The following is a 22026-nucleotide window of genomic DNA, read 5'->3' as shown; positions in this document are numbered from 1 at the left end:
TTGTAACGCGGACGGGACGGAAACAGGCGGGATAACCGAAGTTATCCCGCCAGATTTAAAGCTTAATCACGCAGTGTTCAGACGGCAGGACGGGCCACAACGCTGCGGGTTTCCATACGGACTTCGGCGATGGTCACCTCAATCACGTCAGTTACGCGGTAAACCACTTCACCTTTAATCTGCACGCTGCCATTTTCCTGGCTGAGAACCAGCTCATCACGCACGGCGTGAATGAAGGGTGCCGGGATAAAGGCGACGGCGCCAAACTCGACCAGGCGAACGCGCATACCGCCGCGCGATACATCGATAATCTCAGCGCTGAAGCGACGGTCGGTGCCCGCAAACGGGGCCAGATAACGGGCGTAGAGCCAGTCGCCGACATCACGTTCCGCCATCCGGTTCAGGCGACGGCGTTCACTCATCGTCACCGTTACAGCATCATCCGGGCGGGCAATCTGCTCACCGCGAATAATCGCTTTCAGCAGACGATGGTTGATCATGTCGCCGAACTTACGAATCGGTGAGGTCCAGGTGGCGTACGCCTCCAGACCGAGGCCAAAGTGCGGGCCTGGCTCGGTGCTGATCTCCGCGAAGGTCTGGAAACGACGGATGCGGCTGTCGAGGAACTGGGTTGGCTGGGCATCAAGCTCACGACGCAGCACGCGGAAACCGTCCAGCGTGGTGATCGCCTGTGCATCCACGGTAATACCGTGATTGGCCAGCACGGCGGCGGCCTGCTCAGCATTGGTCGCATCGAAACCGGCATGGACGTTATAGATACCAAAGCCAAGACGGTCACGCAGCACTTTCGCCGCGCAGACGTTCGCCAGAATCATCGACTCTTCAACGATGCGGTTAGCGATACGGCGAGGTTCAGCCACGATCTCCAGCACTTCGCCTTTTTCACCCAGCAGGAAGCGGTAGTCCGGGCGATCTTTAAATACCAGCGCGTGGGTCTGACGCCATTCGCTGCGCGCCAGGCACAGACTGTGCAGCAGACGAATCTGTTCCGCAATCGCCTCACTCTCCGGCTGCCAGCTGCCGCTGTTTTCCAGCCAGTCTGAGACGTCTTCGTAGGCCAGCTTGGCTTTGGACTCAATCCAGGCCGCAAAAAACTCGACGTCATCACTTAAGGTGCCATCGGCGGCCACCGTGACGCGGCAGGCCAGCGCCGGACGGCGCACATTCGGACGCAGCGAGCAGACATCATCAGAGAGTTCGCGCGGCAGCATCGGGATGTTGAAGCCCGGCAGATAGTTGGTGAATGCGCGCTGCGCCGCCAGCTTATCAAGCTGGCTGCCTTCCGGCACGTAGGCGGTCGGATCGGCGATAGCGATAGTCAGACGCAGGGCGCCATCATCCTGCGCTTCCACATAGAGCGCATCATCCATATCCTGGGTGCTGGCACTGTCAATGGTGACGAAATCCAGCGCGGTCAGATCCTCACGCGTCAGATTTTCATCCAGCATCTCGCCAAAGCTGACGTCAGGCGCTTCACGCTCAAGGTTATGACGCGACAGCGTCACCCACCACGGCGCCAGATGGTCATCAGCTTTGACAATAAAATCGGTAAGTTCGGCATAAAAGCCGCGGTCGCCCTTCAGGGGATGGCGACGCATTTCTGCCACGGCCCAGTCGCCATTTTCAAATGCATGGCTGACATCGCGCGCAGGGCGACACTGAATGGCATCTTTCAGCAGGGGATGATCCGGCACAATCGACAGGCGATCGTCTTTTTTCTGCACCCGGCCAACAAAGCGGCTCAGGAACGGTTCAATCAGGGTTTCCGGCTCAGCGCTTTCGCGATCTTTATCGCTGTGGATCACGGCGGTGATACGATCGCCATGCATGACTTTCTTCATCTGCGGTGGCGGAATGAAGTAGCTTTTTTGCGCATCGACTTCCAGAAAGCCGAAGCCTTTTTCGGTGCCTTTAACGACGCCTTCAGCACGAGGCGTTTGCGAATGGAGCTTCTCTTTCAGCTGCGCGAGCAGCGGGTTATCCTGGAACATAATTTTTACGTTTCGTTGGCTGATTGCGGCTGACAGTTTTACGCGAATCGACGCCGCGCGGCAAGGCAAAAAGCCGGACGAACCGGCTTTTCAGGGTGTGGCGAAGGCGCTATCAGGCGATGCGCTGATCGGCCAGTGCCTCGGAGAGTTCAAGCTTCACCGGCACCGATTTAGAGGTCGGTGTACCGCTGTCATCGCCAAAGCTGTTCAGCGGCACCAGCGGGTTGGTTTCCGGATAATAAGCCGCCAGGTTACCGCGCGGAATATTGTAGGGAACCAGTTTGAAGCCGCTGACGCGACGGGTGATGCCATCATTCCACAGCGTTTCGATATCAACATTCTGGCCTTCGGTGAAGCCCAGGTCTGCCATATCGTCCGGGTTGATGAACACCACTTCACGCTGACCAAACACGCCACGGTAACGGTCATCAAGGCCGTAAATAGTGGTGTTGTACTGGTCATGGGAACGCAGCGTCTGCAGCGTAAATGGCACGTCCTGATCCAGCGTCGGGAACAGCGAGGTCGGCAGCGCCGACGCGTTGAACTCCGCTTTCTGGCTTGGCGTATTAAAGCGCAACTCTGCTGCTGCATTGCCCAGATAGAAACCACCCGGGATATCGCATTTGGCGTTGAAGTCGGCAAAGCCCGGAATCGTCGCGGCAATGTGCTCACGGATCAGGTTGTAATCACCCGCCAGCTCGCGCCATTTCACTTTCTCATCACCCAGCACGGCCTGGGCGATACCCGCAACAATCGAAGTCTCTGAACGCTGTGTTTCCGCCAGCGGAATACCGATACCTTCAGAGGCGTGGACCATGCTGAAAGAGTCTTCCACGGTAATGAACTGATTGCCGGTTGCCTGGGTATCGCGCTCGGTGCGACCCAGTGTTGGCAGAATCAGCCCTTCGTGACCCGGCACCAGATGGCTGCGGTTCAGTTTGGTGCTGATATGGACGGTCAGACCACAGCGTGACAGCGCCTCTTCGGTGCGCGGTGAATCGGGCGCAGCCGCAGCCAGGTTGCCACCCAGCGCGATCAGCACTTTGACTTCATCACGCAGCATCGCGTTCAGCGCTTCAACGGTGTTGTGGCCTGGCGCACGCGGTGGCTCGAAACCAAAATGATTACCCAGCGCATCCAGGAAGGCTTTGGCCGGTTTCTCATCGATACCCATGGTGCGGTTGCCCTGCACATTACTGTGACCGCGAACCGGGCAGAGGCCTGCACCTTTTTTGCCCAGCTGGCCAAACAGCAGCTGCAGGTTGGTGATTTCGCGTACCGTGTCGACCGAATGCTTATGCTGAGTGATGCCCATCGCCCAGGTACAGATCACACGATCAGCGCTCTGATAGATCGCAGCCGCTTCACGGATCTGCGCCTGTGTCAGGCCAGACTGCGCCACAATCTGCATCCAGCTGGTGTTATCCACCGCATCGAGATAGGCCTCAATGCCGTTGGTTTTGGCATTGATAAAGGTCTGATCAAACAGGCCACTTTCACCGGCGGCCAGACGCGCACGATGGGTTTCCAGCAGGGATTTAACCATGCCGCGCACTGCCGCCATATCACCGCCCAGGTTCGGCTGGTAATAGGAGGAGCTGATGTTGCCGGCTTTCGAGGTCACCACTTCCAGCGGTTTCTGCGGATCGGCAAAACGTTCCAGACCGCGCTCGCGCAGGGTATTAAAGGTGACGATCTTCGCGCCGTGATCGGCAGCGTGACGCAGGCTGTGCAGCATACGCGGATGGTTGGTGCCAGGGTTTTGCCCGAAGACAAAAATGGCATCAGCGTGATCGAAATCATCCAGGCGAATAGTGCCTTTGCCGACGCCAATGCTACGCTTCAGCCCGGTGCCGCTGGCTTCGTGACACATGTTGGAGCAGTCAGGGAAGTTGTTGGTGCCCATCAGGCGGCCAAACAGCTGATAAAGCCAGGAGGCTTCATTGCTGGCACGACCGGATGTGTAAAGCTCCATCTGGTCCGGATGGTCCATCGCCTTGATGTGCTGCGCGATCAGTGCAAAGGCATCATCCCAGCTGATCGGCTCGTAGTGGTCGGTTTCCGCGTTGTAGCGTAGTGGATGGGTCAGACGCCCCTGATACTCCAGGAAGTAGTCACTCTGGGTATAAAGCGTTGTCACGCTGTGCTTAGCGAAAAAATCGCTGTCGACCATGCGGCGTGTCGCTTCCCAGGTCACCGCTTTGGCGCCGTTTTCGCAGAAGCTGAAGGTACTTTTATTGTCATCACCCCAGGCGCAGCCCGGACAGTCAAAACCGCGTGCTTTGTTCATGCGCATCAGGTTGCGCATATTTTTCAGGGCCGCTTTGCTGTCAAGAACGAAACGCGTAGTGGCTTCCAGTGAACCCCAGCCGCCCGCAGCCGCGCGGTAGGGTTTGATTTGGCGTTTAAATTTCATATTGAGTGCAGGCTTTTTATAGTAGGAATTATTGTTTGGTGTTTGTTATCAGGTTATAGCCTGATGGTGAAACAAAGTCTGCAGATATCCTCATACCTTGTCTAATTGATTGACTTAATGGTGCGATAGCTGGCGTTTATCGTGCATCGGCCAGAATTGTGATGGTGGTCAGATTTTACCCGCCTTTAACCGGCTGATAACGGGAGTTCTCCCCACAACAGGCTAATACTTGCTGTTCACTATCAGAGAGGGCGCGACTCCATGAAACAGCTGACCAGCCAGATCCATGCGTTTGGCAAAGCGTTGATGATGCCAATCTCGGTCATCGCTGCCGCGGGTATTTTCCTCGGGCTGGCGGCGGCGATGCAGAACCCGGCGGTGACCGGCGAGGCCTTTGCGCAGATGCAGGTGCCGCAGTTAATCATTGGATTTATCCGCAAGGTCGCCGGGGCGCTGTTTGCCAACCTGCCGGTCTTCTTTGCAGTGGCGAGCGCCATCGGACTGGCGAAAGCGGAAAAACCTACCGCCGCCTTTGCCGCGGTGATTGGCTATATCGTGATGAACGTGGGTATCAGCGCCACGCTGGCGGCGAAAGGGATCACCGCAGCCACTACTACACCCGCCGCGCTGCAGCAGGCGGGGATGGATCAGACCACCGCCATGATGACCTCGGCGGAGTACATCAACATGCTGGGCGTCTTCACCTACAACATGAGTGTGCTGGGCGGGGTGATTGCCGGTCTGATCACGGTGGCGCTGCACAATCGTTTCTATACCCAGCAGCTGCCCACGGCGATCAGCTTCTTTGGCGGACGGCGTTTTGTGCCGATCGTGACCGTGGTCTGTCTGCCGCTGATTGGGGTGTTGCTGGCGCTGGTCTGGCCTACCATCGGGCAGGGTATCGCCTGGATTGGCCAGATGATTGGCAAAAGCGGCCAGTATGGCGCGTTTCTGCTGGGGGCCTTTGAACGCATCCTGATCCCTACCGGCCTGCATCATATCCTCAACGAAACCGTGCGCTTCACGCCAATTGGCGGCATGGCGGTGGTCGATGGTCAGACGGTGGTCGGTGCGCTGAACATTTTCAATGCCTCGCTGACCCATCCGGGATCAATACCCGATGAGACGCTGCGCACCGCCACGCAGTTTCTGGCACAGGGCAAGATTCCGGTGATGATGTTTGGTCTGCCCGCGGCGGCGCTGGCGATCTATCACACCGCGCGGCCCGAACATAAGCAACGGGTCAAAGCGCTGGTAATGGCGGGCGCGCTGACCTCATTTACCACCGGGATTACCGAGCCGCTGGAGTTCTGTTTTATCTTTGTTTCGCCGGTGCTCTACCTGCTGCATGCTTTTCTGACCGGCCTGTCGTTTATGCTGATGTCGATGCTGCATCTGATGATCGGCAACGTGCAGGGCGGCGTTATCGATCTGGTGGTGTTCGGCATGCTGGGCGGCGCGAAAACCCACTGGTGGTGGACGCTGGCGCTGGGCGTCATCTATGCGCCGATCTACTACTATGCTTTCCGGCTGGTGATTACCCGGATGCATGTCGAAACGCCGGGCCGGGAGTCAGAGGAGGAGAAACCGCAGCAGGTGACGGCGGATGAGCGGACGCAGGTGATTATCAGCGGACTGGGCGGGCAGGCCAATATCGAGGATGTCGATTGCTGCTTTACCCGTTTGCGGGTACGGGTCAAAGAGATGAATCAGGTGGTCGATCAGACGCTGATGAGCACCGGTGCTAACGGGGTTAATCGCGTCAGCGAGCATGACATTCAGGTGATCTACGGTCCTCAGGTCGAGAAGATCGCTAACGAAGTGAAAATGGCGCTAGGCGTTGCGTAGCAGCAGGCTGTTTCAGGTTTATCATTCGGTCAGACGCCCGGTTGCTCCGGGCGGTTAGCGCCTGTTGACTGGGGGAGGTTGAACACTACCGTCCCGCTTATTGTAACTAAAAAAAGCCGACCCCTAATGCACCGTCCCTTTTTGCCGATATAGCGACTAACCCTGTTTATTATCGGAATGTTGCAATGTCGTTAAAAAAATCCTCACTCATCATCTTTTCCTTCCTGCTGGCGTTGTTTCTTACCAGCGTGGCGATCAGTACCTGGCTGCTGATTCAGAGCAATCACTCCCTGAACGCGGTCAACAAAGAGATCCGCGTGGTGCTCTCGGTCATTGACCCGATCAACCACAGCCGTACGCTGCGTGTCCGCCTGATGGAGTACATGAAGGAGATTGAGGGCAGTGACGCCAGCAATCCGGCCACGCTGGACAGCGTGCGGACCGTGGCAGGTAAAGCCGATGCCGCCTTCCAGGCCTATATGAATGCGCCGCGTCTGCCGGGCGAAGAGGCAGAGGCAGATGCCTACAGTCAGGCTTATCAGGCCTATCGTCAGCAGGGGTTGCAGCCATTAATTGAGGCCGCAGAGGCGCACGATCAGGTGCGTTTTAAAAATCAGATCCCGACCGTGGTTCGTCTGGATCGTCAGTATGAAATTATTCTGGACCGTGTTCTGGCCCAGCACGAAACTTACGCCAAAAAGCTCAACAGCGACGCCCAGAGTCACTTCACCTCTGGTATTACGTTGCTGGGTCTGTTTGGCGTGCTGTTTTTCGGCATCATCATCGCCATTTACATCTTCATGAGGCGCTATGTCCTTTCGCCAATCAATGAAGCGCAGGAGCACTGCAAGCTGATTGCGGCGGGCGTGCTGGATGCCACCGTGCCGGTGAAACCGGGTTCACGCAGTGAAATTCAGATGCTGATGGGTTCGCTGGAGCAGATGCGCAGCGCGCTGACCGCCATTATTCTTCAGGTGCGTGATTCAACCCGCTCAGTCTCTACCGCCTCGCAGGAAATTGCGGCGGGCAACATCGATCTCGCCTCGCGCACTGAACAGCAGGCCGCTGCGCTGACGGAAACCGCAGCCAGCATGGAGCAACTGGGCGCAACGGTGAAACAGAACACTGAAAACGTGTTTGAAGCCTGCCGTCTGACCAGTGAAGCGGTGAAAAACGCGGAAAGCGGCGAAAAAGTCTCGCAGGAAGTGGTGACATCGATGGCGCTGATCAACGCCAGCTCGAAGAAGATTGAGGAAATTACCACCGTTATCGACAGCATCGCCTTCCAGACTAATATTCTGGCGCTGAACGCAGCCGTCGAAGCCGCCCGTGCGGGTGAGCAGGGACGTGGTTTTGCGGTCGTCGCAGGAGAAGTGCGTAACCTGGCCCAGCGCAGCGCCACCGCAGCCAAAGAGATTGAAGGACTGATTGCAGAATCGGTCTCCATCATCCACGCCGGTTCCGATCAGGTCAGCCGGACCGGCGAGGCGATGAGTGCCATTATCTCATCGGTCAGCCGCGTGAATCTGCTGATGGAGCATATCTCTACCGCGTCTGATGAACAGAGTCGCGGCATCGGTCAGATCGAGCAGGCGGTTACCGAGATGGACAGCGTGACCCAGCAGAACTCGGCGCTGGTGCAGGAGTCTGCGGCGGCATCGGCCTCACTGGAAGAGCAGGTGCAGTACCTGACGCAGTCGGTCTCGACTTTCCGTCTGGCAAACAGCTAATCGGTTTCCCGCACGGCGTCCAGGCCGCGCGGGATCCTGAATGATGCGGTGATGCGCATCGTGAGGCAGAGAATAACGTGTTTGATTCAGCGCCTTGTGACGGCGGCAGAATGAGCGGATTATTACGGCTTTCCACTGAACACGGGGTTGTCATGCTAATCAGCACAGAAAGTGCCCGCAGCAACAGCGCCGATACCCGACTGGCCTGCACGCTGGCCGCTGCCGCAGGCGCGCTGAATACCGCCGCCTTCGAGATTGTCGGTTTCTTTTCAGCTAACATGACCGGGAATGTCTCGCTGCTGTCCGATCATCTGGCAAAAGCGAACCTGGGGCCTGGCCTGTTTTTTTTGTCGATCGTGCTGCTGTTTATTGCGGGCTCCATGTTTTCAACTCTGATAATTAATGCCGGGCACCGCAGGAATATCCGTACTATCTATGCCTTCGTTATTCTGATTGAGGGCATCGCGCTGATGACGCTGGGCGTGATTGAGAATCACTTTCCGCCGAGGTCGCCCGGTGTGGTGTTGATCATGAGCCTGAGCTTTTTAATGGGGCTGCAGAATGCGGTCGTCACGCGGATCTCCAATGCCCGGGTTCGCACCACCCATATCTCTGGCACGGCGACTGATATCGGGATTGAGCTGGCGATGTTGTTTGAAGTGTTGCGGCGTAAAGCCTCACCGAAAGATGCGCCGAACTTGCTGGGGCGGTTGCGGCTGCACAGTCTGACCCTGCTGTCTTTCCTTGCAGGTGGCGTGGCCGGCATCGGGCTTTACCGACTGCTCGGCTACGATTTCCTGTTGCCCATAGGGTTCGGGTTAATCTGCCTGGCGCTGAATGCTCTGGTAACTAAGCCAGTAAACCAGAGGGTTTGAGACGGTGATTTTGCGGTTATCGCTGCGTTTCAGATAACCGTCGCGCGTAGCTCTGATTTATTTGTCCCGACTGCGCCGATGATCCGTGCGGTTAAAAGATCATAGCCCGCGCAGGGTAACATTGAGCCTTATACTCTGGTTGATACTGCCATTGAGACTGTCACACGAACAGTCTTAAACCTGCTGATGGATAATTAACATCGACATTAAACAACTCATTTACCTGTGTAACCTGGAGCGGGAACGCCATTTCGGCCGGGCCGCGGAAGCCAGTTTTGTTACACAGCCAACCCTCTCCATGCGCCTGAAAAATCTCGAGCGCGAGCTGGGCTTGCCGCTGATTAACCGTAGCAATAACTTTGCCGGATTTACGCCAGAGGGCGATCGCGTGCTGGCGTGGGCGCGAGAAATTGTTTCGGTCTATCAGGGGCTGAAGCTGGAAGTGGAATCACTGAAACATGGGGTAAACGGCACACTGCGGGTTGGCGTGGTGCCGCAGTGCAGCGTGGCACTGCCGCTGCTGCTGAAAGCCGTGCAGGCGCGTTATCCCCAGCTCGATTACCGCATTGCGGTACTCAGTGCTGACCAGCTGCTGGAAGCGCTTAACAGCCACACTGTGGATGTCGGCATTGGCTTTTTTGAGATGGCGACGCTGCGGGAGCTTCATTTTCAGACCGAGATGCTGGCTGATCAGGGCGTTGAGGCCGTATTCCATCCTGATCACTTCCCGGCGCTGGTGGGAGAAACCCCGCTGACGCTCGACGAACTGGCACAACAGCCGCTCTGCCTGGCGGAGCCAACACGCTATTTCCGTCGCTATCTTGATATGGCCTTTCGCGAGGCGGCGCTGGTGCCGCGGGTTATCGTGGAGAGCGCCTCTATCATGCAGCTGATGCAGTGTGCTCAGGTCGGTCTGGGGTTGCTGGTCTCGCCGGTGGGTCATCTGCTACCCGCATCACTTCAGGGGTTACAGCAGCGCGGCATTACGCTGCCGCCGATGGCGCGCCAGGCGGCGCTGGTGATAGCCGAGCCTGGCCGTGCCACTCCGCTGGCACAGCACTTTTTCGACGAAGCGCGCGGTCAGTTGCCGTTCTAGCTCAGGCTACTGCGCCTCGCCCAGCGCGTAAAACAGGCGACTGTTCCAGTTGCCTATCGCCACGCTCTGAATCAGCGCGAACAGCGCCTCATGTTCCCAGCCCGCCTCCATCAGCGGCTGCAGATGGGCCGCACTGAAACGCTCGGGTGAACGGGTCAGCTGCGCCGACAGCGCGACGATCTGCTGCTCTTCTCCTTTTAAATTCGTGTCATCGACACCCTCGATCAATACCTCATTCCCGGCCAGCAGCCGGAACGCCCAGCGGCTGCCGAGAATACGGGCGGCTGTCGCTTCCGCCAGGGTGTTTTCCTGTGAGAGATGCTGACGCAATTGCGCCCAGCCATACAGCGCCGATGGGTCATGGGCCAGCAACCATACCGCGTCCTGCATGCCAGGCAGAGTCTGACAACGGGTAACGGCAGCGAGCTGCTCAGCACTGGCATACCGCAGCTCCAGCGGCTTCAGCACTGGCTGCCAGCGGGCAGGCTCATCAAATCCTGTAGCCTCAGCATCGGGTGGCGCAGTACTGCCCGGCAGCCAGCGTACCGGCTGGGCCTGCAGGGCCTGTAATCCGGCGACGACGCGCGCCTGATAACTGACAAAGCCAATCAGCTGATTCAGCGTCACAATATCGGGTTCGGTCAGGCCGACCGCATCCAGGGCGGTGATGGCGCTGGCATTGATCAGTTCAGGCTGCATCGCCAGCTGGCGCGCATACTGCGTAATCTGGGTCAGGCGATTATTACTCTCTCGTGAAGAGTCAGGGCCAGGCAGCGGATTGAGGCGGGCAGAGTAGTGATTACACAACCGCTGCACACCCGCGACCTGCGCCACGGTCAGTGCGGTGCTGAGGCGGTCGTAAAGCGTTAAGGTGTGCGTCAGCGAGGTGACAACGCGATCGGGGAACAGCAGCTGTGCCAGATCGCGCGCCGCCAGCAGAGCCGGCTGATGCGTGCGCAGCAGTGACTGCACTACGGCGTCGCTGGCGTGGCATCCCAGCAAAAAACGGTCATCGATATGGGCAGCCTCTGGCACCAGCGGTGCGGCCTGTGTGGTACGTGGACTGGTCTGGCTCTCGTAAAACCAGTGGTTATGGCCCGGATAGCGGCGTTGTTCCATGATCAATCCTTTTGCAAATTCGGGTTCGGTATGCAGGCGGCAGAATCTGAAAATATGCATAAACCGAAGGGCAGGCTTATCGTCGCTGATGGCCAGTCCGGGGCAAAAGATTGATCGGTGATAATTAATAGCGTTACGGTATAACGGCAGCAAAATCAGGCGGGAAGGGCAGGATGGGCGTAAAGAGAAGGGCGAGCCAGGCTCGCCCTTGCAGAACTTATTTCAGTTCCAGTTCGTTCATTGCGGCGATGCTGAAGCCGCCATCAACGTGTACCACTTCACCGGTGATGCCGCCAGCCAGGTCAGAGCAGAGGAATGCTGCTGAGTTGCCGACATCTTCAATGGTTACGGTACGGCGAATCGGGGTAACCGCTTCGCAATGTGCCAGCATCTTACGGAAATCTTTGATGCCTGATGCAGCCAGGGTGCGGATTGGACCGGCAGAAACGGCGTTAACACGCACACCTTCCGGGCCCATGGCGTTCGCCATGTAACGCACGTTCGCTTCCAGCGACGCTTTCGCCAGACCCATTACGTTGTAGTTCGGGATCGCGCGCTCAGCACCCAGGTAAGAGAGGGTCAGCAGCGCAGAGTGTGGATTCAGCATCTCGCGACACTCTTTGGCCATCGCGACGAAGCTGTAAGCACTGATGTCATGCGCGATTTTAAAGCCTTCGCGGGTAACGGCGTTCACGTAGTCGCCAACCAGCTGCTCGCCAGGGGCGAAACCGATAGAGTGAACGAAACCGTCAAATTTCGGCCAGGTTTTTGCCAGTTCAGTGAACAGAGATTTGATGCTCTCATCTTCGGCTACGTCACATGGCAGCACGATGTCTGAACCCAAATCTTTAGCAAACTCTTCCACACGACCTTTTAACTTGTCGTTCTGGTAGGTGAAAGCCAGTTCTGCGCCCTGTTTGTGCATCGCCTGTGCAATACCGTAGGCGATGGAAAGTTTACTGGCAACGCCAGTAATCAGAATGCGCTTACCGGAAAGAAAACCCATAGCTGTAATCCTTATGGTCATTGTAGTTGGCGGCCGCATGGTTAAAAAGTAAGCGACCGACGTTAATCGACGTGCGGATTCTAGCACGTCTCTCATAAATCAGGTAAATCGGCCCGCAATTTCCGCGATATGCAGCAAAAATCAGCGCTCGCGCCGCCAGGCTTCGGCACTGAGTGCTTCGCCAAAATGGCTGCTGATCAGGCGCCGGGTCAGATCGTGCAGGGGGGAGGCGAGCACGTCAGCCGTGCCGCCACGCTCAACTACTTCGCCCTGATGCATCACCAGCACTTTATCGCTGATGTGCTTCATCATGCCCAGATGCTGGGTGACATAAATGTAGGCGATTCCGTGTTTCTCCTGCAGCTCCAGCATCAGATTTACCAGCTGGGAGCGCATGGTCATATCCAGTGAGGCCAGCGCTTCATCGGCCACAATCACTTTGGGTTGCAGGATCAACGCGCGCGCCAGACCCAGACGCTGTTTCTGACCGGGTGCCAGCATGTGTGGGTAATATCCGGCGTGATCGCGCAGTAATCCTACCTGACGCAGGGTGGCGATAATGCGTTTCTCGCGCGCTTCTGCATCCAGTTCGGTATTAAGTCGCAGCGGAAATTCCAGAATCTGACTGATGCGCTGACGCGGATTCAGTGAGGTTGAGGGATCCTGAAAAATCATGCGGATGCGCTGACTGCGATAGCCGTAATCGCCAAAGGTCAGCGGGTGGTCGTCAATCAGAATCTCACCTTCGGTGGGGGCGATCATGCCGCTGAGCATCTTCGCCAGCGTGGACTTGCCGGAACCGTTTTCACCGATAATCGCCAGCGTCTGTTTTTCGCGCAGGGTAAAGCTGACAGACTTTACTGCCTCAACGTGCTGACGGCGGAACAGGCCGGTGCGATAGCGAAAAGTTTTGCTCAGGTTGCGCACTTCCAGCAGGGTCTCCATATTACTGGCCCTCCATATTCAGCGGGAAATGACAGGCAAAGAGATGTGTTTTACTGCCGGTGAGGCGCGGCGTTTCGACACATTTACGCTGCGCGTAAGGACAGCGAGGCCCCAGGCGGCAGCCTATCGGCAGGCTCTCCAGTGATGGGATCGCCCCTGACAGCGTATTGAGACGGCTTTTGTGCGGCAGCGCGCGGCCAAAATCGGGCATCGCCCGAATCAGCGCCTGCGTATAAGGATGATGTGGCGTGCTCATTAAATCTTCGCTCTGAGCGGTTTCCACCGTCTGACCGCAGTACATCACGTTAATACGGTCCGCCCACTGGCTCATGGTGCGCAGGTCGTGGCTGATCAGCAGAATAGTGGTGTTGTTATTCTGGTTCAGGCGGCTCAGCAGGCGGAATATCTGCGCCTGCGTTGTCGGTTCCATCGCATTGGTGGGTTCATCGGCAATCAGCAAACGCGGTTGGTTAGCCAGCGCAATGGCAATCATCACTTTCTGGCATTCGCCTTCGGTCAGCTCATAGGGGAAGCTGCGCATGATGTCTTTATGATCTTTAATGCCGACGCGATGCAGCAGTTCGATAGCGCGGGTTTTGCGCCAGAACCAGAAGCGTTTAAGCCAGGGGCCTTTATAGGTCCAGCGCGGGATCACCTGCATCAGCTGACGGCCAATGCTCTCGGAGGGATCCAGACAGGATTGCGGCTCCTGAAAAATCATCGAGACGTTATGCCCGATAATGCGACGGCGCTCGCGCGGGGAGAGGCGCAGCAGGTCCACATCATCAAACACCATGCGATCGGCCGTCACACGCCAGTTATCGTTGGTCACGCCGCAGATAGCCTTGGCGACCAGACTTTTACCGGAGCCGGATTCACCGACCAGCCCCCGGACTTCACCTTCGCCCAGCGTCAGATTGACGCGATCGACCGCTTTGACCGGCCCGTCAGCGGTCATAAATTCAATGGTCAGATTACGGATATCAAGTAACGGCATTTATTCCACTCCCGCTTCGACGGCGCGACGGATGCCGTCACCGAGCAGGTTAACAATTAATACGCTGACCATCAGCGCCACCCCGGGCAGCATCACGGTCCAGGGCGCAACGTAGATCAGCTCCAGCGAATCGCCCAGCATCGCGCCCCATTCCGGCGAAGGCAGTTGCGCACCGAGGTCAAGAAAGCCGAGTGCGGCAATATCCAGAATCGCCATCGACAGCGCGCGGGTAATTTCGGTAATCAGCAGCGGCAGAATATTGGGCAGGATGGCGTAGCGCAGAATATTACGACCTCTGGCACCGTCCAGGCGCGCGGCAACCACATACTCTTTTTCCAGCTCATCATGCACGGCACTGTAAATTTCGCGCACCAGACGTGGCATCAGCGCCAGCCAGACCGCCAGCAGCGCATGCTCAAGACGCGGCCCGAGAAACGCCACCACGATAATCGCCAGCAACAGCGACGGAAGAGAGAGCAGGGTGTCCAGCACATGGTTCATCACCGCCGAGCGAATGCCGTGCGTCATGCCCGCCAGCACGCCCAGCACCAGCGCGCCCAGCGTAGCGAACAGCGTCACCAGAATCGCGGAACCCACCGTCGGACCGGCACCGCTCAGCAGGCGACTCAGAACATCCCGGCCCAGATCGTCGGTGCCGAGGAAAAATGAGACATCGCCGTAGCGCGACCATGACGGTGGCAGCAGCTGATATCCCAGGAACTGCTGGTCAATATCATAAGGTGCCATGAAACCGCCAAACAGGCAGAGCAGCAGCAGTGCGCCAAAGCCATACAGGCCGACCATCGAAATCGGGTTGCCATAGAAATGATGCCAGCTCTGACGAAACGCGCTGGGCAGGCGTTTTTCGGCGTAGATATTATCGGAGGGCATACGTTTTCACTTTACTATCCTTAAGGCCGGGCAATATTGCTTCAGAAAAATCAGTCATTTTAGTTACTTGCCCCGTGGGTCTGCTTTATGTTGCTTTGTCATGGAAAACTCTGAACAGCTTTAATTTACAGGGTTTGTGTACGTCTTTGCGAATACGCAGAGAGAATGTACCTGTCGCTTATCGATATCAGACACCGTTAAGCGCCGCGATAAAACGAAGGTATTCCCAAACTCGTCCAGCCTGCATGTCAGCCTCTCCCTTACTGGCGAAGTGGCATTTTCAACCGTAATTGCTGGAGGGTAAGCCCGTTCAACTGACTATAGGGGATTATCCGTCGAGATCCCCGTCACAGGCAAGGAAACGGCGTCAGCAATTTCGGCGCTGGGTTACAGAGAATTACAATCCGGGCCATCGGGTGTTCCATGACAGGCTGCAAAAAAGGGTGGCAAAGACGACAGAACGTTAAGACCCACATAAATCAGCAAAACTTCCTGGATCCTATTCTGGCGGTCCTGGGCAAAGGGGAGTGAATCAAATGATTAATAGTGACGTTATGGGAAGATAGTCGCTCGCTCAGGTCAGTGGCAGGTCTGTCGGATACTTGCCGTTACCGTCGCTACAGCGTGCCATGCAAACGGACAGGGATAAGCCACGCGGCGATGTTAATCGAATCCGGTCAGCCACTGTCAGAGCACTCGGGCAAGACGATTCATGTGTGAACCCTGATGACGGTAGCGATCGCCTGATGAAATAAAAAACCGCGATTTTTAAGCGGTTTTTGATGTGAGTGACATTAAAGCGGTGGGTAATATTTAAGGCGTATGTTTTATGGTTTTTATATAAACGTAATATTTTATTAACAGTATTGATAGTTTATGTTTTTATGTCGTCACCTTAAAATTATGTTTTCTTTTTAAAACTTGACCTTTGTCGTCTGGCTTATTTTTTATCGGTGCGTTTCGCTTAACGGGTTTTTATCGCCGGGTCTTTCCGGGTGCGCTTGCAAACATCAGGGGTGCATCTGGAATAAATATTACAATATGACTATGACCAGTATGACTTATTTATACCGGTTGCCATCTATAAATAGAGTTATCCAGGAGGATATCATGGCCGAACATCGTGGTGGTTCAGGTAATTTTGCAGAAAACCCTGAGAAAGCATCTGAAGCGGGTAAAAAAGGCGGGCAGCATAGCGGGGATAATTTCGCCAATGACCGTGAAAAAGCTTCAGAAGCCGGTAAGAAAGGTGGCCAGAATAGCCACAGCGGCGGACGTAAGTCTGAATAATCTGATATTCTGATCAGGCCGCAGGCCCCGGCAAACCAGTCGGGGCTTTCACGTTCAAATATTTATTAAATAACGTGGTTTTTAAAATGGAAGTATCTGCTCTGAATAAATCCCTGCCGAAAATGTACGGTTTATTAGCGGGGAGTTATGTGTTTGCCTGCGTTAACTATCCCAGTGATTATAAAATGTTTCTCATTCGCTTGCTGGATTGTCATAACAGAGTAAACGAAGCAGGTCTGAAAAGAGAGCGTGTTAAATTAATCAGCCATTCACCGCGCGACATCATTAAAATATTGCAACCTCAGCCCGGCAGTCGTTTATGCAAAAGTAACGCTGTCTGGACTTTGTCATTTACTCTCTGCCAGACCTGATTCAATCTCTTAAAATAAAATACTTAAGTCATAAAGAGAATAAAGCTGACAACGGTTGATATATTTTTCCGGCGTGGCATCCGCAGCGTGAAGACCGTGGTGATCAAAGGATTCAATTTAATCAGGAAACATGCTGTCTGGCAGCGGCAGGCTGGACGCTCACAGAAATCACAACAACATCGTGAGTCATCCCGGTCTGCTTGCGGTTATCTCATGCGTAAATTATGTTTAAGTATCAGGATTTAATGGAAATCATTGTGTTGAATAAAAACAGTGGCGGTGTTGTACCTTCAGGTATCCGTAATTCTCTTGGCCGCACGATGGCGTTTTTCCTTTTTGCAACCGTGCTTGCTGTTGTTGTGATTAACATATTTACGCTCTGGGGATCGTGGCAGCACAATCAGAATATCCGTGAAGATGATGCCCGTAACCTCTCTGTTTCTCTCGCCAAACAGGCAGAAGATGCCTTTCTGCAGGTGGATATTACGCTGGCGGATGCCGTCAGACTGCTCAGTCTGAACGGGCTGGATTACGCGGCCACGCCCGTCTTCGCTCGTCAGCTTAAAGAGCAGCAGGGTAAACTGCGTCAGCTTCATGGGCTGTTTATTTATGACGCACAAGGGAAATGGATTGCCACGTCAGGCAACTACGTTCCGGCAAACGGAAGCAACGCCGATCGGGACTATTTTATCTGGCACCGTACCCATGAGGATACCCGCGTAAGGATTGGCCGTGTTATCCGCAGCAGGTCTACAGGTGACCTTGTTATTCCGGTATCGTTGCGACTGAATGATTCAAAAGGCAACTTTGCCGGCGTCGCGCTGGCAACGGTCAAAGTAGACTATTTCCGGCAGTTCTATAGCTACTATACGCTGGGTGATCGCGACGTTCTGGGGCTGATTCTTGCTGATACCTCTGTCCTGTATATCCGGCCCTTCCCGGATTCTGCCATCAACCGCAGCCTGTCCATGAGTCCATTATTTACAACTGTCCTGAAAACCTCTGCCAGTGGCAGCGCAACGTGGCGTTCTGCACTGGATGGGGTAGAGCGGGTGTATGGCTACGCCCGCCTTGAGCAGTATCCGCTCATTGTCACGGCGGGATACGACCTCGATAAGATCCGGAGCGACTGGTTCTCCGCCAATATCATCGACGTCATACTGAACGTGGTTCTGCTTGTAATGATTTCCGGGATGGGGATGTTTGTTCTCAGACAGGTTAAAAAGAACGTCAGAAATCAGCTGGAATTAACACAGATCAGGGATGAGCTGACCACGATCAACCATACGCTGCAGTCACTGGCATTAATTGACGGGCTAACCGGACTGGCTAATCGCCGCCAGTTTGATGCGATGTTAGATCAGGTCCTGAAGCGCTCTCAAAAGTCGGGTGAACCCGTGGCACTGATCATGTTTGATATCGACTTTTTCAAGCGTTACAACGATACCTACGGGCATGTCGCCGGCGATACCTGTCTGCAGCGTGTCAGCACCATTCTGAAAGAAATCACGCAGCGACAGGATGCCGTGGTTGCACGTTACGGCGGAGAAGAGTTTGCCATTATCCTGCCTTCGGGTGGAGAAAGCATGGGGAAAAAGGTGGCGGAGCGCGCAGTAAACGCAGTTATGTCTGCCGGAATACCGCACGAAACCTCCGGTATTCCTGAAGGTATTGTGACCCTTAGCGCCGGATACAGTAGCCTGATTTCAAACGGCCAGCCAGATGAGGCCAAAAGACTTAAGCAACAGGCTGATAAGGCGCTCTATGAAGCAAAACACAATGGCCGCAACCGTGTCCATGGGCTGAATTAAATGAAATTCAGGATGTGATGAGTTCGTCCAGCCCTGGCCGTTTGGGAGCCTGGTGCCGCGCATGACCTGGCTGGGGTGATAAATCAATCGGCTGACCATTCCAGGGTTTTGGCGACGAAGGCGGCCTGACGCAGGTTTGTGCCAGAGGCTGACGTTGTTTCACCCTCCGTTAACGCTATCGAAAAACACTTACCCTCTGAGTCACCCTTCAGCTTTACCGATTTAACCCGGGGATTGTCTGGTTCCTGTGAAGAGATGTCGGTAAGCGCTGGCTGGTTTTGGGCACAAAAAAGCCCGCGTTACGCAGGCATGAATTGCATCAAAAAAGGAAAATCGTAGCATCAGCAAAGGCTGATTCGCACACCATACAGTGTTACTGTGCGATTGATAGTGACAAAAGATTTAATAGCGAAGCGTAAGCACGTTATGGTGGCGGGAGCTGAAAAAGACCCGCCCGGACCAGGTCTGCTGAATGAACCTGATTGCTTACTTGCCATCAGCCCATCGGGTAATCTGATTATCGATTTTGTCATCAAGATAATGCGTAACCCTGAATGAGCCCGCCTTGAGTAACAGGGCAATACATGCTGCAAAAACCAGTACAAGTAACACTCTGCTGAGACTCATAATCTTTTCCCTGATGAATAACCTGTGGTCTTTATACCAGAATTTGTAAAGTCTGGTCGCGATAGTCAGAATCCTGCGGTGTCCCTGGAAATACAAACAGAAAGCCGTCCCGGCCAATACGGCTCCATCATTGCACCAGACGCATAAGCCATTGAAGCTTTAAGGAATTGCCAGAAAGGCAACAGGATGTGCTTCTTCGCGTTCCTGTGCGAGGTCAGCATCATCCATAATTTCATAGCCTCATCCAGGTTGAAAGTCATTTAACAGCCCAAATTCATACCGGCATGTTTTGAATAACTTTCCCGCGGCGCATAAGCCCTACCGGAGGGCATACCATTCCTTGTGTTTCAGCGGATTCATTGCCGCACCAATCACATCAGAAATCACATTCACCAGAATCACCAGCCCGCCAATTACCATCACACCGGCTGAGATCGCGGCATAATCCTGCTGACGAATCGCGTTAATCAGCCAGCGGCCCAGACCCGGCCAGTTAAAGACCATTTCGGTGATCATGGCCAGCGTCAGCATGGTGGAGAACTGTAGGCCCAGACGCGGGATGACCGGCGGCAGCGCGTTGTGCAATACGTGGCGACGGATCACCGTGAAGCGCGAAAGACCGCGTGTGGCCGCCGCTTTGACATAGTTTTTATCCATCACGTCGCTGGTGCTGTTGCGCAGCAGGCGGATCACTTCTGTCGTCGGGGCCATCGCCAGCACCAGCACCGGCAGAATAAGGTGGGACAGGGCGCTGATAATCATCTCATGCCGCCATTGCGAAGGACTTAGCCAGGCGTCAATCAGCGCAAAGCCGGAGATATTCTGCACCGGATAGAGCAGGTCATGACGTCCCGATACCGGCAGCCAGCCCAGGGTCAGCGAAAAGAACAGCGTCAGCAGCAGCGCCAGCCAGAAGATGGGCGCAGAGAAGCCGACCAGTGCCAGCGCACTGATGGTTTTATCCTGCCATTTATTGCGCATCACACCGGCGCAGATCCCCAGCGGAATACCTACCAGCAGCGCAAACAGAAACGCAAGGATACAGAGCTCCATGGTAGCCGGGAAAACCTCACGCAGCTGTAGCCCAATCTCCTGACCGTTAGTGCTGGAGACGCCAAAATCAAACTGCAGCATCCCTTTGAACCAGAACCACCAGGCATCGGAGAGCGCAGCGCCTTCCAGCGGGGCATTAGGGGTAAAGTAGCTCAGGCTGAAGCTGACCAGCGAGAGCAGAAACAGGGTAATGAGCAGCAGCAGCAGACGGCGCAAAATATAGATAATCACTTACTTACCCTCATCAGCTTCACGATAAACCCCGGCAAACGAGGCGTTGCCAAACGGACTCAGTACCAGCCCTTTGATGTCATGACGAAATGCCTGCAGTCGCAGAGAGGAGGCCAGCGGTAACACCGGTAACTCCTGTGCCAGAATCTGCTGCGCTTTGTCATAACTGTCGATGCGGCCAGAGAGTTGTTGTGATAGCAGAGCATTCTGCAGCGTTTCGTCAAAGGCCGGAGAGCACCAGTGCGCGTAATTGGTCTGCGAGCGAATCGCCGCACAGCTGAGCAGCGGGCGGAAGAAGCTGTCCGGATCGTTACTGTCGGTGGCCCAGCCTGACAACGTCAGATCATGGTTCATCGCCATCAGCTGCGCCTCCTGAAAACGGCCCTCGACCGGCACAATGGTCAGCCGGACACCAACCTGCGCCAGATCCGCCTGTAACAGTTCGGCGGTTTTCAGTGGGCTGGGATTCCACGACTGCGAGGCGGCAGGCACAACCAGCCGCAGATGCAGATCGCTGATGCCGAGTGCGGCAAGCGCGGCGCGTGACTTCTCAGGATCGTAGCCGGTAATGCGCGAATCATTGTCATAAGCCCAGGACGCGCGCGGTAATATCGAAGCGGCCGTTTCGGCAGTGCCGTAGTAGATCGACTCCATCAACCGCTCATTGTTGATGGCCAGCGCCAGCGCATGCCGGACTTCAGGCCGGTCGAGTGGAGGCTTACGGGTATTAAAAGCCAGATAAGCAATGTTCATACCGGGACGCAGTGTCATCCGCAGGCGCGGGTCATCACGCAGTATGCTGAGCTGGCTTGCCGCGGGGTAGGCCAGTACGTCGCATTCACCGGTCAATAGTTTGGAAAGGCGACCGGTTCCGCCGGAACCAAGATCGATCACCGCCTGTTGCAGACGCGGCACCCCACGCCAGTAGTGTGGATTGCGCGCCAGACGGATGTACTGACCGGTGCGATATTCGCTGAGCTGATAAGGACCGGTGCCCACCGGCTGACGATCCATCTCTTCCTGACGGCCCTGAGCGGTGAGCTGGTCGGCATACTCTTTCGACAGTACCGGCGCATAGTGGGTCGCCATATGCCACAGGAACGAGGCGTCCGGGCTGTTCAGCCTGAACTCAACCGTCCTGTTGTCAATCTTTTTAACACTCTGGACGGAATCGGCAAATTGCAGACTATCAAAGTAGGGGTAGTTACCGCCGTTGACGTTATGCCAGGGATGATGACGGTCAAACATCCTTGCGAAGCTGAATACCACATCGTCGGCGTTTAGTGCGCGGGTAGGGCGAAACTGGTTAGTCTGCTGGAACTGGACGCCGCTGCGCAGATGAAAGCGATACGTCGCGCCGTTATCGCGTACTTCCCAGCTCGACGCCAGATCGGGCTTGAGACGATAGGTATAGGGATCGACATCCAGCAAGCGGTCATATAACTGTGCCGCCAGCGTATCGACAGTCAGCCCGCTGCTGGCCATCTGCGGATTAAACGTGTTCAGCGTGCCGCTGACGCAATAGACAAAGCCGGTCTGGCGGATATCACCCGCAGGCGCTGACCACGCAGGCGAACTCAACGCGCTGAGACTGAGCAACAGCGAACATAGTAGTTTTGACATAGAACTCAACGATTTTGAGGCATTAACCAGAGTGTATCGCAAAGCAGGCATAGTCCCAAAACCTGCAACCACTGCCAGCCTGATT

The 22026-nt window shown here is 55.4% G+C and carries 16 protein-coding genes; 6 read left to right on the top strand and 10 right to left on the bottom strand.

Annotated features, from left to right (window positions below; genetic code table 11):
- Positions 1-77: 77 nt before the first annotated feature.
- Together FA92_RS08910 and FA92_RS08905 are read right to left on the bottom strand one after the other, a co-directional pair.
- On the bottom strand, positions 78-2012 hold the full coding sequence (locus tag FA92_RS08910) for an exoribonuclease II (RefSeq protein WP_033783233.1): 1935 nt from the start codon (positions 2010-2012) through the stop codon (positions 78-80).
- Between the two features lie 112 nt (positions 2013-2124).
- Positions 2125-4428, bottom strand: coding sequence for an FdhF/YdeP family oxidoreductase (locus FA92_RS08905; protein WP_033783232.1), 2304 nt, complete (start codon positions 4426-4428; stop codon positions 2125-2127).
- A 261-nt stretch (positions 4429-4689) separates the two neighbouring features.
- Here FA92_RS08905 and FA92_RS08900 point away from each other — a divergent pair, with 261 nt between their 5' ends.
- From FA92_RS08900 to FA92_RS08885, 4 genes are all read left to right on the top strand, one after another.
- A complete protein-coding gene (locus tag FA92_RS08900) occupies positions 4690-6276 on the top strand; it encodes a PTS transporter subunit EIIC (protein ID WP_033783231.1) in 1587 nt (528 codons plus the stop codon).
- 185 nt (positions 6277-6461) lie between these two features.
- On the top strand, positions 6462-8006 hold the full coding sequence (locus FA92_RS08895) for a methyl-accepting chemotaxis protein (RefSeq protein WP_033783230.1): 1545 nt from the start codon (positions 6462-6464) through the stop codon (positions 8004-8006).
- Between the two features lie 152 nt (positions 8007-8158).
- On the top strand, positions 8159-8881 hold the full coding sequence (locus FA92_RS08890) for a YoaK family protein (RefSeq protein WP_033783226.1): 723 nt from the start codon (positions 8159-8161) through the stop codon (positions 8879-8881).
- A gap of 199 nt (positions 8882-9080) precedes the next feature.
- The gene (locus FA92_RS08885; protein WP_033783225.1) at positions 9081-9977 is read left to right on the top strand and encodes a LysR family transcriptional regulator; all 897 of its coding nucleotides are present in this window, start codon (positions 9081-9083) and stop codon (positions 9975-9977) included.
- 6 nt (positions 9978-9983) lie between these two features.
- On the opposite strand, the gene FA92_RS08880 is transcribed toward FA92_RS08885, so the two are convergent.
- The 5 genes from FA92_RS08880 to sapC form a co-directional block, all read right to left on the bottom strand.
- Positions 9984-11096, bottom strand: a complete 1113-nt coding sequence (locus FA92_RS08880) for an oxidoreductase (protein WP_033783224.1) — start codon at positions 11094-11096, stop codon at positions 9984-9986.
- Positions 11097-11313: 217 nt separating this feature from the next.
- On the bottom strand, positions 11314-12102 hold the full coding sequence (gene fabI / locus FA92_RS08875; protein ID WP_010244547.1) for an enoyl-ACP reductase FabI: 789 nt from the start codon (positions 12100-12102) through the stop codon (positions 11314-11316).
- 141 nt (positions 12103-12243) lie between these two features.
- The gene (gene sapF, locus FA92_RS08870; RefSeq protein ID WP_013357993.1) at positions 12244-13047 is read right to left on the bottom strand and encodes a putrescine export ABC transporter ATP-binding protein SapF; all 804 of its coding nucleotides are present in this window, start codon (positions 13045-13047) and stop codon (positions 12244-12246) included.
- A 1-nt stretch (position 13048) separates the two neighbouring features.
- Positions 13049-14044, bottom strand: a complete 996-nt coding sequence (gene sapD / locus FA92_RS08865) for a putrescine export ABC transporter ATP-binding protein SapD (RefSeq protein WP_013357992.1) — start codon at positions 14042-14044, stop codon at positions 13049-13051.
- Positions 14045-14935: a putrescine export ABC transporter permease SapC gene (gene sapC, locus FA92_RS08860; protein ID WP_033783223.1), complete on the bottom strand. Its 891-nt coding sequence runs from the start codon at positions 14933-14935 to the stop codon at positions 14045-14047.
- 1110 nt (positions 14936-16045) lie between these two features.
- Here sapC and FA92_RS08855 point away from each other — a divergent pair.
- Together FA92_RS08855 and FA92_RS08850 are read left to right on the top strand one after the other, a co-directional pair.
- The gene (locus FA92_RS08855; protein WP_033783222.1) at positions 16046-16225 is read left to right on the top strand and encodes a general stress protein; all 180 of its coding nucleotides are present in this window, start codon (positions 16046-16048) and stop codon (positions 16223-16225) included.
- A gap of 595 nt (positions 16226-16820) precedes the next feature.
- Entirely contained in the window at positions 16821-18407 is a 1587-nt protein-coding gene (locus tag FA92_RS08850) for a sensor domain-containing diguanylate cyclase (RefSeq protein WP_081917131.1), read from the top strand.
- A 692-nt stretch (positions 18408-19099) separates the two neighbouring features.
- Here FA92_RS08850 and FA92_RS23275 read toward each other — a convergent pair.
- The 3 genes from FA92_RS23275 to sapA all read right to left on the bottom strand — a co-directional run bounded on the left by FA92_RS23275 (position 19100) and on the right by sapA (position 21941).
- Positions 19100-19270 (bottom strand): hypothetical protein, encoded by a 171-nt coding sequence (locus FA92_RS23275; protein WP_156105692.1) that lies wholly within the window; start codon positions 19268-19270, stop codon positions 19100-19102.
- 82 nt (positions 19271-19352) lie between these two features.
- Positions 19353-20318: a putrescine export ABC transporter permease SapB gene (gene sapB, locus FA92_RS08840; RefSeq protein WP_033783219.1), complete on the bottom strand. Its 966-nt coding sequence runs from the start codon at positions 20316-20318 to the stop codon at positions 19353-19355.
- Positions 20319-21941: an ABC transporter substrate-binding protein SapA gene (gene sapA / locus FA92_RS08835; protein ID WP_033783217.1), complete on the bottom strand. Its 1623-nt coding sequence runs from the start codon at positions 21939-21941 to the stop codon at positions 20319-20321.
- Between the last annotated feature and the right edge of the window lie 85 nt (positions 21942-22026).

The sequence above is a fragment of the Pantoea sp. 9140 genome, assembly GCF_000745295.1.
GTDB classification, from domain to species: Bacteria; Pseudomonadota; Gammaproteobacteria; order Enterobacterales; family Enterobacteriaceae; genus Pantoea; species Pantoea vagans.
The sequence above is the reverse complement of the archived record's forward strand: the minus strand, read 5'-3'. Positions and strand labels throughout refer to the sequence as shown.